18 protein-coding genes and 1 pseudogene are annotated in these 21,772 nt (G+C 60.3%); 10 read left to right on the top strand and 9 right to left on the bottom strand.

What is annotated here, in order from left to right:
• Positions 1-25 precede the first annotated feature (25 nt).
• Positions 26-877 (bottom strand): universal stress protein, encoded by an 852-nt coding sequence (locus BMZ63_RS03920; protein ID WP_091701958.1) that lies wholly within the window; start codon positions 875-877, stop codon positions 26-28.
• Positions 878-1,030: 153 nt separating this feature from the next.
• On the opposite strand from BMZ63_RS03920, the gene BMZ63_RS03915 reads away from it, so the two are divergent.
• Complete coding sequence (locus BMZ63_RS03915) at positions 1,031-2,311, top strand: MgtC/SapB family protein (protein ID WP_091701956.1); 1,281 nt, start codon at positions 1,031-1,033, stop codon at positions 2,309-2,311.
• A gap of 2 nt (positions 2,312-2,313) precedes the next feature.
• Here BMZ63_RS03915 and alkB read toward each other — a convergent pair whose 3' ends face one another.
• Positions 2,314-2,967, bottom strand: coding sequence for a DNA oxidative demethylase AlkB (alkB, locus tag BMZ63_RS03910; RefSeq protein ID WP_091702506.1), 654 nt, complete (start codon positions 2,965-2,967; stop codon positions 2,314-2,316).
• Positions 2,968-3,011: 44 nt separating this feature from the next.
• Here alkB and BMZ63_RS03905 point away from each other — a divergent pair, with 44 nt between their 5' ends.
• Both BMZ63_RS03905 and djlA read left to right on the top strand, forming a co-directional pair.
• The gene (locus BMZ63_RS03905) at positions 3,012-5,849 is read left to right on the top strand and encodes an HD domain-containing phosphohydrolase (RefSeq protein WP_227663504.1); all 2,838 of its coding nucleotides are present in this window, start codon (positions 3,012-3,014) and stop codon (positions 5,847-5,849) included.
• Between the two features lie 48 nt (positions 5,850-5,897).
• Complete coding sequence (gene djlA, locus BMZ63_RS03900) at positions 5,898-6,680, top strand: co-chaperone DjlA (protein WP_091701953.1); 783 nt, start codon at positions 5,898-5,900, stop codon at positions 6,678-6,680.
• 28 nt (positions 6,681-6,708) lie between these two features.
• On the opposite strand, the gene BMZ63_RS03895 is transcribed toward djlA, so the two are convergent.
• From BMZ63_RS03895 to BMZ63_RS03880, 4 genes and pseudogenes are all read right to left on the bottom strand, one after another.
• The gene (locus BMZ63_RS03895) at positions 6,709-7,317 is read right to left on the bottom strand and encodes a methyltransferase family protein (protein ID WP_091701951.1); all 609 of its coding nucleotides are present in this window, start codon (positions 7,315-7,317) and stop codon (positions 6,709-6,711) included.
• A 90-nt stretch (positions 7,318-7,407) separates the two neighbouring features.
• Positions 7,408-8,169, bottom strand: coding sequence for a pseudouridine synthase (locus BMZ63_RS03890; protein ID WP_227663503.1), 762 nt, complete (start codon positions 8,167-8,169; stop codon positions 7,408-7,410).
• Positions 8,162-11,245, bottom strand: a pseudogene (locus tag BMZ63_RS03885) (efflux RND transporter permease subunit). The gene BMZ63_RS03890 and the pseudogene BMZ63_RS03885 overlap by 8 nt, the downstream one beginning before the upstream one ends.
• 5 nt (positions 11,246-11,250) lie before the next feature.
• The gene (locus BMZ63_RS03880; protein WP_091701946.1) at positions 11,251-12,333 is read right to left on the bottom strand and encodes an efflux RND transporter periplasmic adaptor subunit; all 1,083 of its coding nucleotides are present in this window, start codon (positions 12,331-12,333) and stop codon (positions 11,251-11,253) included.
• A 281-nt stretch (positions 12,334-12,614) separates the two neighbouring features.
• On the opposite strand from BMZ63_RS03880, the gene ilvG reads away from it, so the two are divergent.
• Both ilvG and BMZ63_RS03870 read left to right on the top strand, forming a co-directional pair.
• On the top strand, positions 12,615-14,315 hold the full coding sequence (gene ilvG / locus BMZ63_RS03875) for an acetolactate synthase 2 catalytic subunit (RefSeq protein WP_091701944.1): 1,701 nt from the start codon (positions 12,615-12,617) through the stop codon (positions 14,313-14,315).
• A complete protein-coding gene (locus BMZ63_RS03870) occupies positions 14,312-14,593 on the top strand; it encodes an ACT domain-containing protein (protein ID WP_091701941.1) in 282 nt (93 codons plus the stop codon). Before ilvG ends, BMZ63_RS03870 begins: the two co-directional genes overlap by 4 nt.
• Positions 14,594-14,739: 146 nt before the next feature.
• On the opposite strand, the gene BMZ63_RS03865 is transcribed toward BMZ63_RS03870, so the two are convergent.
• The 3 genes from BMZ63_RS03865 to BMZ63_RS03855 all read right to left on the bottom strand — a co-directional run bounded on the left by BMZ63_RS03865 (position 14,740) and on the right by BMZ63_RS03855 (position 18,196).
• Complete coding sequence (locus BMZ63_RS03865) at positions 14,740-15,825, bottom strand: proline racemase family protein (RefSeq protein WP_091701938.1); 1,086 nt, start codon at positions 15,823-15,825, stop codon at positions 14,740-14,742.
• The gene (locus BMZ63_RS03860) at positions 15,825-16,967 is read right to left on the bottom strand and encodes an alcohol dehydrogenase catalytic domain-containing protein (protein WP_091701936.1); all 1,143 of its coding nucleotides are present in this window, start codon (positions 16,965-16,967) and stop codon (positions 15,825-15,827) included. Before BMZ63_RS03860 ends, BMZ63_RS03865 begins: the two co-directional genes overlap by 1 nt.
• 125 nt (positions 16,968-17,092) lie before the next feature.
• A complete protein-coding gene (locus tag BMZ63_RS03855) occupies positions 17,093-18,196 on the bottom strand; it encodes an AI-2E family transporter (RefSeq protein WP_091701934.1) in 1,104 nt (367 codons plus the stop codon).
• A gap of 160 nt (positions 18,197-18,356) precedes the next feature.
• Here BMZ63_RS03855 and BMZ63_RS03850 point away from each other — a divergent pair, with 160 nt between their 5' ends.
• The 5 genes from BMZ63_RS03850 (at position 18,357) to BMZ63_RS03830 (ending at position 21,763) form a co-directional block, all read left to right on the top strand.
• Positions 18,357-18,719 carry a thiol-disulfide oxidoreductase DCC family protein gene (locus BMZ63_RS03850; RefSeq protein WP_091701932.1) on the top strand — a complete coding sequence of 121 codons (363 nt, stop codon included), beginning with the start codon at positions 18,357-18,359 and terminating at the stop codon, positions 18,717-18,719.
• A gap of 76 nt (positions 18,720-18,795) precedes the next feature.
• On the top strand, positions 18,796-19,596 hold the full coding sequence (locus BMZ63_RS03845) for an oxygen-binding di-iron domain-containing protein (RefSeq protein ID WP_091701929.1): 801 nt from the start codon (positions 18,796-18,798) through the stop codon (positions 19,594-19,596).
• A 157-nt stretch (positions 19,597-19,753) separates the two neighbouring features.
• Positions 19,754-20,479: a YebC/PmpR family DNA-binding transcriptional regulator gene (locus BMZ63_RS03840; RefSeq protein WP_091701926.1), complete on the top strand. Its 726-nt coding sequence runs from the start codon at positions 19,754-19,756 to the stop codon at positions 20,477-20,479.
• A 30-nt stretch (positions 20,480-20,509) separates the two neighbouring features.
• Entirely contained in the window at positions 20,510-21,250 is a 741-nt protein-coding gene (locus BMZ63_RS03835) for a glutamine amidotransferase (protein ID WP_091701924.1), read from the top strand.
• Positions 21,251-21,361: 111 nt separating this feature from the next.
• Positions 21,362-21,763: a PA2779 family protein gene (locus tag BMZ63_RS03830; protein WP_091701921.1), complete on the top strand. Its 402-nt coding sequence runs from the start codon at positions 21,362-21,364 to the stop codon at positions 21,761-21,763.
• Positions 21,764-21,772 lie beyond the last annotated feature (9 nt).

Below are 21,772 nucleotides of genomic sequence, written 5' to 3'. Positions count from 1 at the left end.
AGTGGTTACCGCCCGGCCCAGACCATCAGCGCAGAATCACCAACGGCTTGTCGGCGGTTTTCAGCATATTGGTGGTGTTACTGCCAACAAAAAACTCGCGGATGCGGGAGCGGCCGTAGGCTCCCATCACCAACAGGTCAATATCGTGCTCTTGCTGGTACTGGTGCAAGGCCGGCTCCACGTCGCCTGCCCGGATGGCCAGGGTGATCTCCACATCCAGACCGGCCAGCATCTTTTCCGCTTTTTTCAACTGCTCCCAGCGGTCCGCGGTATCAGCGCCCACCATCACCAGGTGCAGAGGCATGCCTTTCAGAACCGGGCTGGTGGAAATCAGCTCCACTCCTTTGAACGCCGCCTCGCTGCCGTCGAACGCCACCATGGCGCTTTTCGGGTCGGTGTATTCGTCCGGCACCAGCAGTATCGGGCGGTGGGCGCTGCGAATCACGGTTTCCAACTGACCGCCCGGGTGCAAATCCCGGTCGGAGCTGCTCTCACCGTGCAGGCCCATGACGAACAACCGTGTGTCCTTTTCCAGCGCCTGGATTGCTTCCACCAGTGTGCCGTGACGCTGGCGCTTGACCGCCTCGGTCAGGCCACTTTGTTGTACCCGTTCCTCGGCCTTGTCCAGCAAATGGTGCCCATGCTCCCGGGCCAGCTTGGCGCGCTTACGGTCCAGCTCCGCCAGCTCGTCCAGCAGTTGCTCCCGGCTACCCAGGCCAATATTGCCCGCAAGGTCGGGCTCGGAGGGGTATTTTTCCTCGTCCAGGACGTGCAGCAGCATCAGGGGTGCCTGCGTGTGCCGGCTGGCCCAGGCGCCGTAATCACAGACCGCCGGGGCCGCTCGGGAGTCATCAATACAGGACACGATTTGCAACATCTTCCACCTCGCCTTGAAATCACTATGCTTGTTATTGTGGCAGCCAACCTTATGATCTTGCGTTGCTGTGGCGCATTTTTTCGTCTTGAATCACGAATATAGTGCCGCAAATTTCAGTGTCCTGCTAACCCAGACCAACCGGAGCACCCGTGCATGGATGATGTTGCCAGCCAGTTTCTGGCCAACAACCAAACCACCTTTCACTTGGCCATTGCCCTGCTGCTCGGGGCCATTATCGGCCTGGAGCGCGGCTGGGATGCCCGGGACCAGAAAGCCGGCGAACGCATTGCCGGCATACGCACCTTTGCCCTGATCGGCCTGCTCGGCGGCATTTCCGCCATCCTGGCTGCCGAGATTACCGTCTGGGCCTTTCCCGTCCTGCTGCTCAGCGTGGTCGCCATGGGGCTGGTGGCGTTCAGTGAACGGCTCGCCCATATTCGCAACTTCAGTATTACCGGCATGGTTGGCATGGTACTGACCTTCTGCTTTGGTGCCATTGCCGTGGCTGTGGACCCGGTAATCGCCACTGCGGCCGCCGTGGTGACAGCAATGATTCTGGACAACAAGGCGGAAATCCACGGCTGGCTGCAGAAGCTGCAATCCCATGAACTGGACGCAGCGTTGAAACTCCTGCTGATTTCCGTGGTGATGCTGCCGCTGCTGCCCAGCGAAAAAATGGGGCCGGGCGGCGTGCTCAACCCACGCGAGATCTGGTACATGGTGGTGATGATCGCCTCCATCTCGTTTGTCGGCTACTTCGCCATCCGGGTGGCCGGTGCGCGCAAGGGCATTCTGTTCACCAGCCTGTTTGCCGGATTGAGTTCCTCCACCGCCCTGACCCTGCACTTTTCCCGGCAGGCGGCGAAGAACCCGGAGTTCAGCCCGCAATTCGCCTCCGGCATTCTGATTGCCTGCGGCACCATGTTCCCCCGCATTCTGATCTACTGTCTGATCATCAACACCGCCCTGCTCCCCAGCCTGATCTGGCCGGTCGTGGTGATGACCGCCCTGCTCTACGGGCCGGCCTTTTTCATCTGGCGCAAGCATTCCGGGCAGTTGCAGGTCAGCCAGCCGAGCCTGAGCCAGAACCCGCTGGAGCTGTCGTCAGCCCTGGTGTTTGGCGCCCTGTTGACTGGCATTCTGCTGCTGGGCGAGTTTCTGAAGAACAGCTTCGGCGATGCCGGTATCTATGCCCTGGCGGCCACCTCCGGCGTGGCGGATGTGGATGCGATCACCCTGTCGCTGACCCGCATGTCCAACAACAACCTGGCCATGGATGTGGCGGTGATCGGCATTGTCATCGCCGCCGCCGTTAACAATCTGGTGAAATCCGGCATGGCCTGGAGCATTGGCAACCGCCAGGCCGGGCTGCTGGTGGGCATTCCCATGGTTCTGTCGTTGGCGGCGGGGCTTCTGGTGGCCTGGCTGCAGTAAGTCTATTCACCAGCCCTGCGGAAAGTCAGGTTATAGCGATAGGGGCCGGTCAGCGGATGGTCACCGGCTTTCAGGGTCAGGACCCCGTGGTAATTGAGCCGTGCAGGGCCACCCCACACCAGCACATCGCCGTGCTCCAGCAGAATGCGCCGGGGCTTGTCACTGCGCCTGCGCCCGCCCATTTGAAAGACAATCGGCAAACCCAGCGACACGGACACAATCGGCCAGGCAAAGTCCTGCTCGTCCCGGTCCTGGTGCAACCCCATTTTGGCGCCAGGCTGGTAGCGGTTAATCAGGCAGGCGTCCGGCACAAAACCGGAGAAACCGGCTTCTTCCGCCGCATTTTCAGCCAGTTGAATGAAACCATCGGGCATGGTGGGCCAGGTCCGCCCCGTTTGCGGATCCTGCCGCTGGTATCGATAGCCAGCGCGGTCGGTCACCCAGCCCAGCGGCCCGGCACAGGTCATGGCCGCCGACATCCGGTGACCGCCAGGGGTAACCATCTGGCGGAAACTCGCCTGGCCGGCAATTTCAGCTATGCTGTCCAGTAAGTCTTTTGCCCGTGCCGAAGCAAAACGACGTAGCACAAAAACACCATCAGCTTCCCGCTCCAGCCATGGCTCCGGGGTTTGCGGGTCGAATAAATCCAGCGTCATCGCCATCACCATTCCACATCGATAAGATCAGGGTATCGACAATCGTGCTGTTCACAAAACCACCTCACCAAAGAACCCTGCCCGACGGCCACCAGCCCGGCCAGATCTCGCTGGCAGTGGTGATTGCCTCCGCCATTACCCTGGCCATGCTGACCCTCACGGTGGTGCTGATCAGCCAGAGTTTCCGGGGCATGGAACAGGCCAAGATTACCGCTGCCGAAGCCATGGCCGGGCAACTGGCCACCAGTGTGGACGACCGCATTCACGCGGTCACTCAACCGCCCGCCACGGCATTGACCGCCTTGCGTCATGACCCGCTTGCCGGTGCCGCCAACCTTGACCAGCGCCTCGACAGGTTGCAACCGGTGGCCGAGGTACTGAACACCAGCGACATCATCAACGCCATTTACGCCGGCTACGGCAACGGCGATTTCTTTTTGCTGAGGGATCTGGCTCACGAAGACTCCGAGCGTTTCGCCGACGCCCCACCCGATAGCCGCTACCTGCTGCAAAGCGTTGAAAGAAGCGGACAACAGGTTCGGGGCACCTGGCTGTTTTACGACCAGGCACTGAATCTTTTGAGACGCCAGGATCTGCCCGATTACCGCTTCGACCCCCGCCAACGCCCCTGGTACCAGCAGGCTCAGCAGCAAGACACCATGCAGTTGTCTTCGCCCTATACCTTTTTCACCACCCGTCAGACGGGCCTGACCCTGGCCTGGAAGGCTGCGGGGCTGCCGGAAACCGTACTGGGAATCGATGTCACCGTGACCGATCTTGGCGCCAAGCTCAGTGAACTGAAACAAACCCCGGGTAGCCGGATTGCCATTGTGAATCGCACCGGCGAGGTACTCGCCAGTTCGGAGGATCAAAGCGACAGCCTGCCCGGCCCGCTGATCAGGCAGGCTCTGGCACAACCGACACAACAGGTACAGAATGCGGATTTCGGACAGCGGGACTGGTACACCATCACCGCCGATCTGTCCTCCCTGCCTGACGAACAACTGACCATCGCCATCGCGATTCCCGCCGATGAACTACTGGCCGATGTCTGGGACGCACTGACCCGCCAGACCCTGATCGCCATTGCCATTGCCGGCCTGCTGCTGGTGGTGGGCTGGCTGCTGGGCCGGCAGGTGGGCAAGCCGCTGACGCAACTGACCGACAGGGTCAGCCGGCTGTCGCGTTTTCGCTTCGACACGCCGGTGCGCTCGGATTCCCACATCCGCGAAGCCTCGGAGCTGAGCATTGCCCTGGACGACATGGCTCATACCATTCGCAGCTTTCAGAACATATCCACCACGCTCAACCGCGGCCAGGACCTGAATGAACTCTTGAAGGAGGTGCTGGAGCAGATCATCAGTATCCTTGGCCAGCGACGCGGGGCCGTCTACCTGTTCAGCCGACAGGCCCGGCAACTCGACCTCGCCGTGAACCAGCAAATGCAGCTGCCTGAAACGCTGGATGACATTGGGCCCGATTGCGAAGACAGCGAGCTGATTCGACGCCTGCGGATCAGCATCGACGGCCACCCGGTGTTTTCCGTTCTCCGCAACCGGGAAAACCAACTGATCGGGGTGCTGGTGGTGGAGATGGAGCTGGGCAGACAAACGGATTTAAGTGACGATCTGATCGTGTTCGTGAACGAAATTGCGGGCTCCGCCGCCGTTGCCATTGAAACCCGCGAACTGATCGAGAGCCAGCAGGCTCTGCTTGAGGGCATCATTCGCCTGGTGGCAAACGCCATCGACGCCAAATCGCCCTATACCGGAGGACACTGCGAACGGGTGCCCAAACTGGCCCAAATGCTGGTCGAAAAAGCGGAAAGCAGCACCGATGCCCCCTTTGCCGATTTTGCCATGAGCGAGCAGGAACGCTACGAATTTCATCTGGCCGCCTGGCTGCATGATTGCGGCAAGATCACCACGCCCGAGTTCGTGGTGGACAAATCCGTCAAGCTGGAAACCATCCACAACCGACTGCACGAAATTCGCACCCGTTTCGAGGTGCTGTATCGGGATACCCAGATCCATTATCTGCAATCACGGCTGGCCGGCCAGGAGGCCGAAACGGCCGCCGACCAGCGCGACCGGGTCCTGAACGAGCTTCAGCAGGACTTTGCCTTTCTTGCCCAGTGCAATCAGGGCACTGAAGCCATGTCCGATGAAGACATCGAACGCATCCGCCGTATTGGCGAGCGCACCTGGCAGCGACACTTTTCCGACCGGCTGGGGCTGTCTGAAGATGAGCGCCAGGCTGTTGAAGGTATTCCGGAACCGGAGCTGCCCGTCACTGAACGGCTGCTGGCCGACAAGCCTGACCATCTGCGAGCCTGGGGGGCGCACGTACCGCCGGTAGACAGGAACGACCCGGCCAACCGCTGGGGCTTCGACATGGAGCTGCCCGACAATGCCTACAACCATGGCGAGCTGCACAACCTCTGTATTCGCCGTGGCACCCTGAACCCGGAAGAGCGGTTCCGCATTCAGGAACACATCGTGCAGACCATCTGCATGCTCGACGCCCTGCCCCTGCCCGACCGCCTGGCCAACGTGCCGCGCCTGGCCGGCACCCACCACGAGCGAATGGACGGCCAGGGTTATCCCTGCAAACTCACCGGGGAGGAAATGGGCACGGTTGAGCGGATCATGGCGGTGGCCGATGTGTTCGAAGCGCTGACCGCCGTCGACAGGCCCTACAAACGGGGCAAAACCCTCAGCGAATCCCTGCAGCTGATGGCAGGTATGGTCGAGAACGGGCACCTGGACCGGGAGGTGTTCAAACTGTTTGTCCACTCCGGCGCTTATCGAGAGTATGCCGATAAGCACATGAAGCCCAGGCAAATCGACACGGTGGATGAAAGCCGGTTCATGAACCTTTGAGCAAAAATCCGTATAGTAACCGGTTCAGACAAGACTCAAGGATATTCAATGCTGTTTGCCTTCTTTATTGGCGGCCTGATCGGTTATGCCTTTGGCCGTTTCCCCGGATTTCTGATTGGTGGCGCCCTGGCGGTCTTTTTGGTCAAGCGGATCAAAAGTCGTGTGGTCAACCGCCTGCAGGAGCTGCAAAGCAGCTTTATTGAATCGGTATTCGCCGTCATGGGCGCGCTGTGCAAGGCGGATGGCCAGGTGAGCCAGGACGAAATCGACATGGCCGAAGCCATGTTCCTGCGGTTCCGACTGAACGAAAGCCAGAAAGCCCGGGCCAAGGCAGCCTTCAACCGGGGCAAATCCGCGGATTTTGATCTGGATGCCGAACTGGACCATTTCCTGCGCAACTCCGGCCGCCAGCCTGCTTTCCTGCAAATGTTCCTGCAGGTGCAGGTTTCCGCCGTGGCCGCCGACGGTCAGGTACACCCGGCCGAGCACGAGATGCTGGTGCGCATTGCCCGCCGCCTGGGCCTGCCGGAAAGCCAGGTGGACCAGCTCGAAGCCATGCTGCGCGGTGCTCATGCCGGCCAGGCCGGGGGAGCCTCCAACTACTCCACCAGCCAGCAGATTGACGATGCCTACAAGGTATTGGGCGTGGGCCCGGAAGCCTCTGACCAGGAAATCAAACGGGCCTATCGCAAGCTGATGAGTGAAAACCACCCGGACAAACTGGCCGGCCGGGGCATGCCCGAGAGCATGCGGGAAATGGCGGAAGAACGTACCCGTGAAATCAGCCACGCCTATGATGTGGTAAAAGAAGCCCGTAGCAAAGAGCAGTAATACATTCAGCAGGTGGTGGGGCCTCTAACTACAGCCACCGAGGCACGCGCTGGCGATAAGCCTCGTATTCCTCACCGAATTGCCGCGCCAGCACCTTCTCTTCTTCCCTCGCCTGGCGGGTAATCACCAGCACACCCGCCACCAGGCACACCAGTGAGAACACACTGGGCAGCGCCAGGAAAAAGCCGAACTGGCCGGCCATCACGGCCAGAAACAAAGGATTGCGACTGCGGGCAAAGGGCCCACCGGTCACCAGCCTGCGCTTGCCGGCCCCCTCGTCAATACCCGAACGCCAGTCATCATGCATGTAAGCCTGCAGGTAATTCACCATGGTGAACGACGCCATCAGCACCAGCATGCCAGCCAGCAACACCGGCCATTGATAAAGCGCCGGGAAAAGGCCCAGCCAGGGGTCAATCTCCACACCGATACGCAGCAAACAGATCAGCAGAATGGCGGCCCGGAATACATTGAACGTATGGCGGTGCCACCAGGTGGCCTTGCCACGGGCCCCGTAGTGAATGTGGGAAAAGCCCATGCGGTCATACAACCCGATAGTCCGGGCCGAAAACTGCAGGCCAATCATCAGAAAGAAAATGCCCAGAAAAATTCGGACAACCGGCTCCACGAGCTCCATCAAACGTCCCGACCCAAAAGTGAAGGCTCAGCATAAAGCGGGTCGCTTGCTATGGAAAGTGATATCCATCAATCCGGAAAATGATAATTTTTAATGGTCTGTCAGCAATTGGCGCCAATCATCGGGGAGTTGGTCAAACAAATCGAGCACCCGTTTAAAGCCCGGCTCCGGTGGCGCACACAGGCAAATCCTCTCCCCCGACACCGGGTGACAAAAACTCAGGTGAGTCGCAGCCAATAACAACCGCCCTTCCCCGAAGCGCTCGGCAAAGTACCGGTTATGCCGGCCCCGGCCATGATTGGCGTCGCCGATGATGGGGTGGCTGATGTGTTTCATGTGTCGGCGCAACTGGTGCTTGCGGCCGGTTTCCGGGTGCAGTTCCACCAGGCTGTAGCGGCTGGTGGGATAGCGTTCGATGGCGACGGGGATTTCAGTGGTGGCCAGCCGCCGGTAATGGGTGACTGCCTCACGCACCGGTTGCGGGTCGTGTCTTTTTCGTTTGTCGTCCGGCTCTTCACGCAACGGGTAATCAATGGTACCGGCTTCCGGAGGCCAGCCCCGCACCACGGCCAGATAGGTTTTGCTCACCTCACCGGCCATCATCGCCTGGCCCAGAGCACGAGCAGTATCCGGATCACGGGCAAACAAAAGTACCCCGGAGGTGGGCCTGTCCAGCCGGTGCACCGGGTACACATGGTCACCACCGTTCAGGGACCGGGCGTACTGCAGGGCAAACTCGGTTTCGTGTCTGTCGATGGGGCTGCGGTGAACCAGCAGACCCGCCGGTTTATGCACCGCCAGCAACCACTGGTCGCGGTAGATTTCAGTTAACGGATTGCTCGAATCAGGCATCATCACTCCGGCCAAGCCAGTTTTTAACACGCTGCCCCGCCCTGTCTCCCAGGGCCAGAAGCACAGGGGTCATCAGCAACGTCAGCAGGGTGGCAAAGGCCAGGCCACCGGCAATGGCGCTGGAAAGCTGGGTCCACCATTGGGCCGATGGCGCTCCCAGCCCCAGGGAGGGCGACAGCAGATCCACATTGATGCCCAGCACCATGGGCATCAGCCCCAGCACGGTGGTTATCGCCGTCAACAGCACCGGGCGGAAACGCAGACAGCCGGTTTCCAGCGCCGCTTCCAGGGCGCTTCGCCCCTCCTGCTTCATCTGGTTATAGGTGTCGATCAGGATGATGTTGTTGTTCACCACAATACCAGCCAACGCAATAATGCCCATGCCCACCATCACCACACCAAACGGCTGGCCGTTGAACAGCAACCCCAGCAACACACCGGCGGTGGACAGCACGATCGCCGACAACACCAGCAGCGTCTGGTACAGGGAGTTGAACTGGGTGAGCAGAATCAACACCATCAACCCGAGGGCGACCAGAAAGGCCGTGATCAGGAAATTCGCCGCCTGTTGCTGGTCCTCGTTTTCACCGGCCACGGTCAGGGTAATGCCATCAGGCGCCCGTGGTAATTGCTGCTGCAGTTGCTGTAACAGCACATCCATGCGTTCGCCCTCGCCGATGTCGGATTTTATGGTGACGGTGCGCTGTCCATCCACCCGCACAATGGTGCCGGTTTTATCCCCCGGCTCCAGAGTGACAAATTGCGATAGCGGCACCTGTCCTCGCGGCGTATTGATGGTCTGGCGCTCCAACTGGTCCAGTTCACGCCAGTTGTTGGGTAGTCGCACCGCTATATCCACCTCATCGCGCACATCCTCCGGTCGGTATGTGGCCAGCACCAACCCGTTGGTTACCAGGCGCACCGCACTGCCAACGCTCAATACATCGGTGCCAAAGCGGGCCGCGGCTTGCCGGTCTACTTTCAGGCGCCATTCAATACCGGGCAGGCTGCGATCATCTTCTATATCAACAAAACCGCCCAGATCCCGCATTCTTGACTCGACTTCATCCACGTAGGCATCCAGCTCCGAAGGATCCGGCCCGCTGACCAGCAGCTCGACCGGCTTGCCCTGGGCCGGCCCCCCTTCCTGCTTGCGAAACTCAAGCTGCACACCGGGGATGTCGGCCGTGCGTTGCTGGAAATCGTCGAGTATCCGGCTGGCGGTACGGCGGGTGTACCAGTCAGTAAACTGGAATTGCAGCACGCCGATCACGTCTGGCGCCATCTGGTCGCCGGAGCTGAGCATGGAGCGGGCGTACAGGGCCTTTACCTCTGGCATGTTCCGAAGGCGCTGTTCGACGGTCCGGACGATGGCGTCGCGTTCCCAGACCGACAGATCGCCCCGGGCCCGCACCTGAACCTGGGCCGAATCCGGCTCCACGCTCGGGAAAAACTCGACCCCATGGTTGAACCGCCCATAGGCGGCGTAAATCAGCAGGATCAGAAGCAGGGTGGCCATCAGAGTCAGCCCTGGCCGGCGCAGCAATCGCGCCAACAGCCACCGGTAACCCCGAACCCCACGGCTTTCGGACACAGTCCGATGCACTCGCCGGCCACCACTGACGCCGCCCATCACAGGCAGAAACACCAGCGCCATGGCCAGGGAGGCCAGCAGACAAATCAGCACCGTCATGGGCAGAAACTTCATGAACTCACCCACGACCCCAGGCCAGAACAACAGCGGGACAAACACCGCCAGCGTGGTGGCGGTCGAGGCGATCACCGGCCAGGCCATGCGCGCGGCGGCATCCACCCAGGCCTGACTGACCGACTGGCCATCACTCAGGTTGCGGTCGGCCAGTTCGGACACAACAATGGCGCCGTCCACCAGCATGCCGGCCACCAGAATAAGGCTGAAAAGCACAACAATATTGAGTGTGAGCCCCATGGCCCAGATCACCAGAATACCGGTCAGAAAGGCTCCGGGAATAGTCAGCCCCACCAACAGGGCAGAACGCGGCCCCATAGCGGCGATCACCACAATCAGCACCAGCACAATCGCGGTCATCACGTTGTTCAGCAGGTCCGAGAGAATGTCGCGCACTTCCTCGGACTGGTCCATGATGTAGCGGATTTCCAGCGTGTCCGGCAACCGGGGCCGGGCCTGATCAATCAGCGTACGCACCTGCTGGACGGTCTCGATGATATTGGCGCCGGAGCGTTTGGACACCTCCAGTACCAGCGCCGGCTCTCCATTGATACGGGCAAAGCCCTCTGGGTCCTTGAAGGTGCGCTGCAACATGGCGATGTCACCAAAAGTGATCACCGTATCACCACTGACCTTCACCGGCATGGCCATGACGTCTTCAATATTCTCGATCACGCCCGGCACTTTCAGCGCCATACGGCCATTCCCGGTATCCAGTGAGCCGGCCGCCACGAGTTGGTTGTTTCGGCTGACCAGGCTGGCCAACTGGTCAAAATCAATGCCGTAGCTCTCCAGCACCTGCGGGTCCACCACGATTTCCAGCAGGTCTTACCGGTTACCGCCGATGTCGACCTCCAGCACCTCGGGAATGGCTTCAATAGAGTCCTGAAGCCGACGAGCCACGGTAATCAGTTCTCGCTCGGACAAGGGCCCCGAGAGGCCAATGGACAACACCGGAAACAGCGACACATTGATCTCGTGAACGCGTGGTTCGTCCGCATCCCGGGGAAGTTTGCTGCGGGCGGTGTCCACTTTTTCCCGCACATCCTGCAGGGCTTTGTCGGGGTCAAAGCCGGCGTCGAACTCCAGCATCACTGAGGCGTGGCCTTCCGCACCGGTACTGCGCATTTCCTTGATCCCTTCCAGCGAGCGCAGCTCCTGCTCCATGGGGCGAATGAGCAGGCGTTCAGCATCCTCCGGGCTGATGCCTTCAAGCACCATGGCCACATAAATCATCGGGATGGTAACGTCCGGATTGGATTCTTTCGGGATCGTCTGGTACGCAGCCAGGCCACCGACCACCAGAAAGAGAAACGTCAGCAGGGTGGTGCGGCTGCGGTCCATGGCCGCGGAGATCAGTGCGCGCATGGGTGTCAGCTCCGTTGCCCGCCGGATTCAACAGGTTCAACCCGTTCACCTTCGGCAACAAACCCGGCCCCGCGGGTAATCAGCCTGATTTCGTCCGGCAAACCGGTCACCCAGGCACCGTCGGTGCCCACGCTCAACAGATTCACCTGCGTGAACACCACCCGGTTATCGGCGTTCACATGTTTCACGCCGGGGCGGCCCTGCTCGTCAAGAGCCAGAAAGGCCGGGGAAATAAAGGTGGCCGGCTGTTCGGGCAAGAGAATCCTGAGACTGGCGGAACCACCAGCCACCCGCAGGCCCTCCGGATTGTCCACCACCACTTCCAGCTCAAAACTGCGGGTTTGCGGGTCAGCCGCGCTGGCAACAAAACGAACCTCACCAGCCAACTGGCGGCCATCCAGCAATCGCACATCCACAGCCTGCCCCAAGGCAACACGGCGCACCTGTTGCTGGGGCACCTGTGCGGTTGCCTTCAGTCGCTCGATCTGCACCAGTTCGAATAACGGCGAGCCAACCTGCACCAGGGTGCCCGGGTCAACATCGCGGCGGTTGATCGTGCCGGTAAACGGCGCCTCCGGTTGCAGATGTTCGAGGGTCAGACGGGCCGCGGTCAATTCCGCCCGGGCCGCTGACAGGTCGCTCTGCAGGCCAAGAATTTCATTTTCCGCCGCCAGGTTGTTCGTCCGTAAACGGCGGGCCGCCGCCAGGTCCGCTTCAAGCTTGCGGACACTGGCTTGCCAGCGCTCAACCACGGTATCCCGCCCATCGGTAGACAGGGTCAATAGCCGCTCCCCGGCCTCCACCGTCTGCCCCAGCGACACATGCAGCTGTTCCACCGTGCCACTGGCGCGGGCACTGATATCCACCGTCCGCCATGGCTGCAATTGACCCTGCAACCTGATGGTCGGCTGATACACCCGGGCTTCGAGAGACTGCACCTGTACCCGGGGCAACTCGACTGCAGCAGCCTCCGGTTCAGCCGGGGCCTGGTCACGGGCCTGGTGAATATCACCGGTGGCGAGCCAGAGAACCAGCGCCAGAATGACCAGGAATGACAGGCCAAGCGAACTCCATTTTGCTTTTGTCATGGGCAGCTCTTGAGAAAAGGGTTGCAATCGATTGAAACCGTGAGGTAGATTTTACACACATTGATTCAATCTATTCAGAGCGGATTGTCGTCTCTATGAATTTCAACGCCGTAGTCGTCCTAGTGAAGCTTGTCCTGGTGGTCGTGGTACCGTCCGGGGGCTTTTGCGTGGACAGACAGGTGAGATAGCAGATACGACAACCTGACAAGACACGACAAGGCCCCCGGCACCGCAAGGTTCCGGGGGCTTTTTTTTGCACCGAAGAAAAAGGGAAAACGACCATGAACGGCGCACAGCACATTCTCGACGCGTTCCACCGCCACAACATCGGCACGGTTTTCGGTTATCCGGGCGGCTGCATCATGCCCCTGTACGATGCCCTGGTGGACGATGTCGGCGTCGAGCATGTGCTGTGCCGCCACGAGCAGGCCTGCGCCCTCGCCGCCGACGGTTACGCCCGCGCCAGCGGCAAGTTGGGCGTTTGCATCGCCACATCCGGCCCCGGCGCCACCAACCTGATCACCGGGGTGGCCAATGCCCACCGGGATTCCATCCCCATGCTGGTGATCACCGGCCAGGTGGCCTCCGGCATGATCGGCACCGACGCCTTCCAGGAAACCGACGTACTGGGCATGACCCTGGGTATCGTCAAACACAGCTACCTGGTGGATGATGCCGAAGAACTTCCGGCGATCATGGAAGAAGCCATGACCCTCGCCCAGAGCGGGCGCCCCGGGCCGGTGTGGATCGACATTCCCAAGGACATTCTGCTGACCGAGGTGGCCACACCGGCGCCCGGGCCGTCCCGGGCGGAGTCAACCGGCACACCGGACCTCTCCGAGGCCCTGGCCATGCTGCGCGAAGCCAAACGCCCCCTGCTCTACAGCGGCGGCGGGGTTTCCCTGGCCAATGCCGAGGACAGTTTCCGGGCCTTCGCCAACGCCTCAGCCCTGCCCGGCGTGGTCACCCTCAAGGGCATCGGCAATGCCGGTAAGCACAACCCCAACGATTTGGGCATGCTGGGCATGCACGGCTCCCGGGCCGCCAACCGGGCGGTCGAAGAATGCGATTTGCTGTTCATTGTCGGCGCCCGGCTGGACGACCGCGCCACCGGCAAGCTGGACGGTTTCGCGCCCAACGCGCGCACCATTCACATTGACACGGATGCGGCCGAAATCAATAAATTGCGGGCGACGAATGTTGCCCTGCGCGGTGATCTGGACGACATTCTGGCCGCGTTCACCCGAGAAATGGAAGCCCAGCCATTGGCCATCGACGAGTGGCGGGCCCAGTGCCAGACCTGGCGCACCACCGGTGGCTTCCAGGCCGCCGACAACGAAGAACCACTGGCGCCGATCACCGGCCCGGCCTTTATCCGCCAGCTTTCACGCATCACCCCCGACAACGCCATCATCGCCTGCGACGTGGGCCAGCACCAGATGTGGGTGGCCCAGCACTACCACTTCGACCACCCCCGCCATCACCTGACCAGCGGCGGCCTGGGCACCATGGGCTACGGCCTGCCGGCGGCCATCGGCGCCCAGTTCGCCAACCGGGAAAGCACCGTGATCAACGTCACCGGCGACGGTTCGTTCATGATGAACGCCCAGGAGCTGGCCACCATCCGCCGTTACAACCTGCCGCTGAAGCTGATCATCATGGACAACCAGTGCCTGGGCATGGTCCGCCAGCAGCAGGAGCTGTTCTACAACAACCGGGAAAGCCAGATCGACCTGGACGACAACCCGGATTTCGTGGCCATGGCGCGGGCCTTCGACATCCCTTCGCTGCACATTGAACGCACCGACCAGATCCGCCGGGGCATCGAAACCATCCTGGCCTACGACGGCCCCATGCTGCTGCACGTGGCCATCAGCCGCGAGGAGAACGTCTGGCCCATCGTCAAACCCGGCGCCAGCAACAAGGAGATGATCGACGAACCCAAGCGCACCACCACCGCCAAGAAGGAACAGGTAGCATGAACCCGACCAATGAAAATACAGCCCCCAGCTACACCCTGAACTGCCGCATGGCCCAGGAAGCCGCCGCCATCGAACGCCTGTGCCAGGTGGTGCGCATTCGTGGCTTCCGGGTTGCCCGCATGGCGGTGGAAACCGTCGGTGACTCTTTCGACATTAATCTGACGCTGGAAGGCTCACGGCCTGTGGCCATGTTGCAGAGTCAATTGGAGAAGTTGCATACGGTGGCTGAGGTGGCTGTTAAGCAGCCTGCTGAGGCTTTGGCGCGTCACTCAGCCTGATAGGTCTGTGCCTAAGCAGGCGGGTCGGCCTTCCCAAAACACGCCCGCAAGTACGTCCCTGTAGGGCTTGACTGCAGCCATCCATGGCTGCAGACAGTTTTGGGAAGGCCGACCCGCCTGCTTTTTTCAGACATCTCAGATATCGCCTAGGCTCCAGGAAGTATCGTTTTACTACCGGCAGTGGAAATATTGTGAGAATGACGACTCGACAGAATGTGATGCAAACCATCGCATTCCACCATCGGGTCGTCGCAGTTCACCACAATGTCCGAACGGGTGATCACATAGCCCTTGCCGGTGATGCTGTTCTTCACCACCTGGTATTCCCCTTCGGTGTGCATGGAGGTGAATTCACCAATGAAGCCGGTATTGCGCAGCGATACCGTTTCCAGTTTGTCACCCGGCTGGATCAGACCCTGGTAGTGCATCAACGCCAACCGGGCCGAGGTACCGGTGCCGGTCGTGCTGCGACAGATCACGCCGGGATGCACATAGGTGGCCGAGCGGGAACGGAAATAGCCATCCGCCACCTGTTCAACCGGGCCCATGAAGTGCAGGAACGGCAGGGGGCCAACGTCGCCCAGGGTGTAGTGGGAGAAGCCCCTTTCGGCCTGGATGGCCTCGACAATGGCGTGAGCAGTCCGGGCCAGGGCCCGTTCTTCATCCAGGGTCAGGTCAAAACCCAGCTCTTTGGCATCCACCAGCGCGTAGAACCCGCCACTGTAGGCCACGCTGTAGGTTACCTCACCAATATTGGGAACATTAATGGTGGCCTCGTAGGTGTGAATGTAACTGGGCAGCCCCTCGCAGGTAATCGCCTCCACCACACCGTCGTGCACCGTGGCTTCAATGTTCACCAGCCCGGCCGGCGATTCAAGCATAAAATGCTGCTTGCCTTCCTGCTTGGGCACAATGCCGGCTTCCAGCACTGCTGTGGCCGTACAAATCGTGTTGGAGCCGGAATAGATCGGGTAGCCCATCACCTCCATGATGATGTAACCGGCCGCCGCGCGCGGGTCGGTGGCCGGCACCAGCAGGTCCACCGACATTTCCGGGATGCCATAGGGCTCCTCCAGTAGCAGCCGGCGCAGGCCGTCGGCGTCGTCGCGCAGGTATTCCATCTGCTCGCGCACGGTTTCGCCGGGCAGCAGGTCAATGCCGCCGGTCACAATGCGGCTGACGTCACCGCCGGCGTGGGTGTCCATCAATTGGATGCTCAGTTCCGGTTTCATCAATTGGCCTCCAGGGCGTAGGGTTGGCCGTGTTCTGCCCACTGAGAATCCGGCACGATCACGATTTTGCCGAGGTAATTGCTGCCCCGGTGTACGAAGTATTCTTCGGCCTTATGCAGCTCTGAAAGACGGAAGGCACCGTGCAGCACCGGCTTCAGGTGCCCGTCACGAATCCAGGTCATTAGTTGCGCGGCTTCTTCACGGGTGCCATGGGAGACCCCGAATATCTGAACCTGGTAGAGATAGATCCGCGTCCACAGGATCTCACTGATGTTGCCACCGCTGGCTCCGGCGATGCTCAGGCGCGGGTAGGTGCTGCGGGCGTTCATGTCGAAGATCATGGCGTCGATGAAGCGGTCGGTCATCTCGCCGCCCACCAGGTCCATCACCGCATCCAGCGGCCGGCCGCCGGTCACCGATTTGACCCGGTCCACGAAAGTGTCCATGTCGCCGCGATCCAGCACCGCCTCGGCACCCAGTTCCAGCAATGCAGCCGCCTTGCTTTGCTGGCTCAGGGCGTAGGGGATCGCACCGATAATGCGGCACAGCTGGATCAGCGCCGTGCCCACCCCACCACTGGCACCGGTAACCAGAACGTGCTCACCCGCCTGCACGTTGGCGGATGTCAGCATGTGATAGGCGGTCTGGTAGGAGCACATACCCATGGACGCCAGCTCCGCGTCCGCCAGTTCCGGGTTGGGGATGTGATGGAACTGGTCCGAAGGCAGGGCGACGTACTCGGCATAACCGCCATCCGCGCCGTGGCCGTAATAGTCCGGCGTCAGGTTGATGTCGGTACGGTCATTGGCGTAGAGGTTGAAATCCAGCAGGCCCCGCTCACCAATGCGGCGGTCGCTGACGCCGTCACCGACCGCCACCACATGGCCAACAATATCGGCGCCCTGGATACGGGGGAAACTGAGCGTGGGCTTGCCGCCCATCTGGAACGAGGTCATCTCGCCTTTTTTGGTGGGATACAGGCCCTCACGGGCCTTTCGGTCGGTGTTGTTCTTGGCGGTGGCGGTCACCTGGACCAGCACCTGCCCCGGGCCCGGCTGCGGTACCGCGACATCCTGATACTCGAGCTTGTCGATACCGCCATGGCCCGTGAGTACCATGGCTTTCATGGTTTCTGGCATCATCCGCGTACATGCCTCCGTGTTGGTGATTCAATCAAATACCGGGAGTTCAGCCCGGTATCGGTATTGCCAACAGGATAGGTAACTTCCCCCGCGGTGTCAGGAGGGTATTTCGGATATCTGCCAGATCAGCGGGCAATAACCCTGTATACCGGCTGCAGTTTGGGAATCTGCTTGAGCACCACCTGGATCACGGTCATCAATGGCACCGCCAGCAGCACACCCACCGGCCCCCATAGCCAGCCCCAGAAAAAGATGGACACGAAAATCACCACCGGGTTGATGGCCATCCGGAAACCGTGAATCCATGGCTCCAGAAACAGCCCCACCAGCATCACCAGGCCAGTAAAGCTGACCGGCGCAATGGCCATCATCCACAGGCTGTCGAAGGTAATGGCCGACACCAGCGCCAGCAAGCCGATGGTCAGCATATTGCCCAGGTAGGGAATAAACCGGGCAAGCCCCGCCACCAGGCCCCAGACCGCCGGGTCTGGCAGGTCTATGGCCCAGCAGATCAGGCCGGTGAGCAGACCCACAGACACGTTGTTCAAGGTCAGCACCGCCAGAAACTGGGCTATCAGGTGCTGGGAATCGTGAGTAATCCGCAGGACGGTTTTGCGTTCCTTGCGGGGCAATTGCTTGATGAAGTTGCGGATCAGCCGGTCACCACTGACCAGCAGGAAGTAACTGAGCGCCAGCGCCAGTGCCAGACCGGCCAGCCCGTTGCGCGCCCTGGACATCAACTGGCTGCGCCAGGATTCGGTTTGAAGGACCACCGTGGTGGGCGTGCTTTTGCCTTCCTCAGACAAGCCTTCGACCGACTTTTCCACCTCCTGGGCAGAGCGGCTGACCCGGTCGAGCTGACGCATGATCTCACTGTCGCCCACCAGGATCCGGGACAATCCCTGCGGTGCCTTTTCCGCCCATTCCAGCGCCGGAGCCGTCACTGCCGCGCCCAAGCCGACAATGCCCGCCAGTACGAGCAAGATCAGAACCAGGGCACTGACCACCCGGGGCACACGCCATTTTCGGTGAGCCTTTTTGACCAGCGGCGACAGCAACAGGCTGGTCATGATCGCCAGCACAATCGGCAGGACAATCTGGTGAGCGAGGTACAGGGTATAGAGAATGCCCAGAGTGAAAAGCCCGTACACAGGCGTGGAAAGCTCCCTGATCAGGCGCCTGATACCGTCCTCGTGAGTCTGTGTCTGCTCGGGCTTTTGCTCGTTCATTAACCCAGAATACCTCAATTTGTTGCGCCACCGGAAAAGGCCGGAACGTCCTGAGATTGGAGCCTATTTGTTATAAAACTGCAAACATTCGCCGGATAGACTGAACCGGCAGGCACCAGCGCCACGTAAACGTTGTTATCAGCCACACAGGAGTTATGAGATGTCCCCCCGCTACGACACCCTGTTCTATGATGGCAGCTGTCCACTGTGCGCAAAAGAAGTAGAGACTCTGCGTACGTTACAGCGCGGCAACCTGATCTTCGCCGATATTCACCAGCAGTGGTCGGCCAACGCCGATATTCCCTCGCACGAGGCCCTGCTGCGCCGGCTGCACATGAAAACCTGGACCGGCGAATGGGTGGTTGGTCTGCCGGCCAATGTGAGGGCCTGGTCACACACCCGTTTTGGTTTTCTGTTCAGGCCCCTGCTCTGGCCGGGCATTTATCCGGTGGCCAGGTTCATCTACGAGCGCTGGGCCGACCGCCGGTATGAAAAGAAATACGCATGCGCTATTGGCACTTGACCTGCGGCAAGTAGAATCCTGCGGTGATTCTGTAACCTGATCATCATGTTGCAACACACCGCAGGAGAGCTTCTTAATGGCGGCCGAACCGATTGTTCTGTACGACGACGGGCACCACAAATGCCTGATGTTCGATTCCCTGGTGACTGGCGAAGGTGTACAGTCCAACCAGTTTCTGATTGTCGATGGCAAGCACGAAGCCCTGATTGATCCGGGCGGCGATCTCACCTATACCCCGCTGTCTGTCGCCGCCTCCAAATACATGAACATCCGGGACATGGATTTCGTGTTCGCCTCGCACCAGGACCCGGACATCATCGGTGCCATTGACCGCTGGATCATCCACACCCGCGCGAAAATCGTCACCTCCAAACTGTGGGCCCGCTTCCTGCCCCACCTGGTTTCCAGCTACGTCACCAGCCAGCTCAGCGGCAGCGTCTATGACCGGATTATCAGCGTGCCGGATGGCGGTATCAACGTGAACTTCGGCGACACGTTCATCCAGTGTCTGCCTGCCCACTTCATGCATTCCGTGGGCAACCTGCAGTTCTACGATCCGGTCTCGAAAATCCTGTTCTCCGGCGATCTGGGCGCTTCCCTGGGTGCCGAGGAAGACCACAAACCGGTGGAGAATTTCGAGGAGCACACCAAACACATGATTGGCTTCCATCGCCGCTATATTGCCTCCAAGCAGGTGTGCCAGCTGTGGGCCAACATGGTTCGCAAAATGGATGTGCAGGCGATTGTGCCGCAACATGGCAAGCGCTTTGAAGGTCCGGCCATGGTCGACAAATTCCTGAACTGGGTCTCCAGCGTGGATTGCGGCATTGATCTGGCAACCCAGGATAACTATCGCCAGCCGGTGGATTACGCCTGAACTCTTCCCCCCTGGCTCTGCAAGGATGCGGAGCCCTCTTTTCCAGATTCCCTGTCCAAAAACACCATCCACAGAACCCTGGCCAGATAACCCTGTTCCATTGCCCCGTGGTTGAGTAAAATCCCGTCTTTTGACGGAAAACCGAGAGGCACCACTGATGGGCAGAGCGTTCCAGAACCGCAAAGAGTCCATGGCCAAAACGGCTGCGGCAAAAACCAAGGTCTACAGCAAATACGGGCGTGAGATTTACGTGTGCGCCAAGTCCGGCGGCACCGATCCCCAGGCCAACCTGTCCCTTCGCGGTCTGATTGAGCGCGCCAAGAAAGACCAGGTGCCGGCCCACGTTATCGAGAAAGCCATCGACAAGGCCAATGGCGGCGGCGGCGAAGACTACTCACCGGCCCGCTACGAGGGCTATGGCCCGGGCAACTGCATGGTCATTGTCGATTGCCTGACCGACAACCCCAACCGTACCTTCGGCGATGTACGCCTGGCATTCACCAAGACCAAGTGCAAAATCGGCACCCCCGGGGCCGTGGCCCACATGTTTGACCACTGCGCCATTTTTGCCTTTGCCGGCGACGACGAAGAAGCGGTGCTGGAAGCACTGATGGAGGCCGACGTGGACGTCACCGACATCGAGCACGAAGACGGCAAAATCACCGTATTCACCCCCAACACCGAGTACGCCAAGGCCAAGCAGGCGCTGGAAGAGGCATTTGAAGGCATCGAGTTTGATGTGGACGAAATCCAGTTCCTGCCCAAGACCACCACCCCGGTGGAAGGCGACGACATTCCGCTGTTCGAGAAGTTCATGGACATGCTGAACGACCTGGACGATGTGCAGAACGTCTACCACAGCGCGGAATTGCCCCAGGATTAAAACGCCGCTCACCGCCACCAGGAGTTTGTCATGACAGCCACAAACCAACCCAGGGTACTGATTCTCAAAACCGGTACCACCTACCCGGAAATCAGGGCGCAGTTCGGTGATTTCGACGACTGGTTTGTGCGGGGGCTGTCAGACCAGTTGGACCTGACCGTGGTGGATGTCACCCGACAGCCACCGCCCGGCCAGCCACAGGACTGGGATGGCATCGTGATTACCGGCTCTCCGGCGATGGTCAGTGACCGGCCAGAGTGGAGCGAGACCACGGCTGCCTGGACACGCCAGGCGGTGGACGCGCACGTGCCGGTGCTGGGGGTTTGCTACGGCCATCAACTTCTGGCCCATGCACTGGGCGGCAAGGTGGGGTTCCATCCCGACGGTCGTGACACCGGCACCAAACAGGTCACCCTGCTGGAAACCGCCCAAAGCGATCCCCTGTTCAAGCACCTGCCGGCGCAATTCCCGGCGCAACTGACCCACAAGCAATCGGTGCTGGAACTCCCGCCCGGGGCAGTGTTACTGGCAAACTCCAGTTTTGAACCTCACCAGGCGTTCCGGGTGGGCGGCAATGCCTGGGGCGTGCAATTTCACCCCGAGTTCACCGACCAGATCATGAGGGCCTACCTCGAGGTACAAACGCCAGACCTGAACAAAGAAGGTCTTGATGCCACCCGTCTCCTCGCCGAAGTCACGCCCGCACCGGCGGCCAGCAGGGTTTTGACCCGTTTTTCGGAACTGGTCACAGATCGGTTTGCCAGCGCCTGACAGACCCCAGCTCCTCGTGCTGCGGCAGAGTCCGGATTGATTCTCAGTAATTTGAACCATCAACCAACTCTGCCTACGCTTTATTCAACACAGAACCGGGGAGGGTCTGACATGTCTGAACTACGTGGTTGTCTGAAACAGATTTCGCTTGTCATGATTGCGGTGCTGGCCATGGCCACCACTTTTTCCAGCGTTGCCAACGCAACCATGGTCAGCACCGGGGACATGATCCAGCAGGAACAGACTCAACTGGACCGCCAGCAGTTGCTGAACATGCTGGAAAAACAGGACGTTCAGGACAAGCTCTCAGAACTCGGCGTCAGCAAGGACACCGTGGCCGAACGCATCCAGAACCTCACACCGGCCGAACTGGCTGAATTCGAGCAACAGCTGGCCCAGGCGCCGGCCGGCGAAGGTGTGGTCGGTATCATCGTGCTCTTCTTCCTGGTATTCATTGTTACCGACATGCTGTGTGCGACCGACCTGTTCCCATTTGTTCGTTGCATACGCTAAGTCTTTACT

Source organism: Marinobacter persicus, from assembly GCF_900114155.1.
GTDB lineage: Bacteria > Pseudomonadota > Gammaproteobacteria > Pseudomonadales > Oleiphilaceae > Marinobacter > Marinobacter persicus.
Note: the sequence above shows the minus strand (reverse complement) of the source record. Positions and strands in the feature narration are given on the sequence as shown.

Bases quoted from the DNA above. Each gene is read 5' to 3' on its own strand.
- BMZ63_RS03920 (WP_091701958.1), bottom strand. From the start codon at position 877: ATGTTGCAAATCGTGTCCTGTATTGATGACTCCCGAGCGGCCCCGGCG.
- BMZ63_RS03915 (WP_091701956.1), top strand. From the start codon at position 1,031: ATGGATGATGTTGCCAGCCAGTTTCTGGCCAACAACCAAACCACCTTT.
- alkB (WP_091702506.1), bottom strand. From the start codon at position 2,967: ATGACGCTGGATTTATTCGACCCGCAAACCCCGGAGCCATGGCTGGAG.
- djlA (WP_091701953.1), top strand. From the start codon at position 5,898: ATGCTGTTTGCCTTCTTTATTGGCGGCCTGATCGGTTATGCCTTTGGC.
- BMZ63_RS03895 (WP_091701951.1), bottom strand. From the start codon at position 7,317: ATGGAGCTCGTGGAGCCGGTTGTCCGAATTTTTCTGGGCATTTTCTTT.
- BMZ63_RS03890 (WP_227663503.1), bottom strand. From the start codon at position 8,169: ATGCCTGATTCGAGCAATCCGTTAACTGAAATCTACCGCGACCAGTGG.
- BMZ63_RS03880 (WP_091701946.1), bottom strand. From the start codon at position 12,333: ATGACAAAAGCAAAATGGAGTTCGCTTGGCCTGTCATTCCTGGTCATT.
- ilvG (WP_091701944.1), top strand. From the start codon at position 12,615: ATGAACGGCGCACAGCACATTCTCGACGCGTTCCACCGCCACAACATC.
- BMZ63_RS03870 (WP_091701941.1), top strand. From the start codon at position 14,312: ATGAACCCGACCAATGAAAATACAGCCCCCAGCTACACCCTGAACTGC.
- BMZ63_RS03865 (WP_091701938.1), bottom strand. From the start codon at position 15,825: ATGAAACCGGAACTGAGCATCCAATTGATGGACACCCACGCCGGCGGT.
- BMZ63_RS03860 (WP_091701936.1), bottom strand. From the start codon at position 16,967: ATGATGCCAGAAACCATGAAAGCCATGGTACTCACGGGCCATGGCGGT.
- BMZ63_RS03855 (WP_091701934.1), bottom strand. From the start codon at position 18,196: ATGAACGAGCAAAAGCCCGAGCAGACACAGACTCACGAGGACGGTATC.
- BMZ63_RS03850 (WP_091701932.1), top strand. From the start codon at position 18,357: ATGTCCCCCCGCTACGACACCCTGTTCTATGATGGCAGCTGTCCACTG.
- BMZ63_RS03845 (WP_091701929.1), top strand. From the start codon at position 18,796: ATGGCGGCCGAACCGATTGTTCTGTACGACGACGGGCACCACAAATGC.
- BMZ63_RS03840 (WP_091701926.1), top strand. From the start codon at position 19,754: ATGGGCAGAGCGTTCCAGAACCGCAAAGAGTCCATGGCCAAAACGGCT.
- BMZ63_RS03835 (WP_091701924.1), top strand. From the start codon at position 20,510: ATGACAGCCACAAACCAACCCAGGGTACTGATTCTCAAAACCGGTACC.
- BMZ63_RS03830 (WP_091701921.1), top strand. From the start codon at position 21,362: ATGTCTGAACTACGTGGTTGTCTGAAACAGATTTCGCTTGTCATGATT.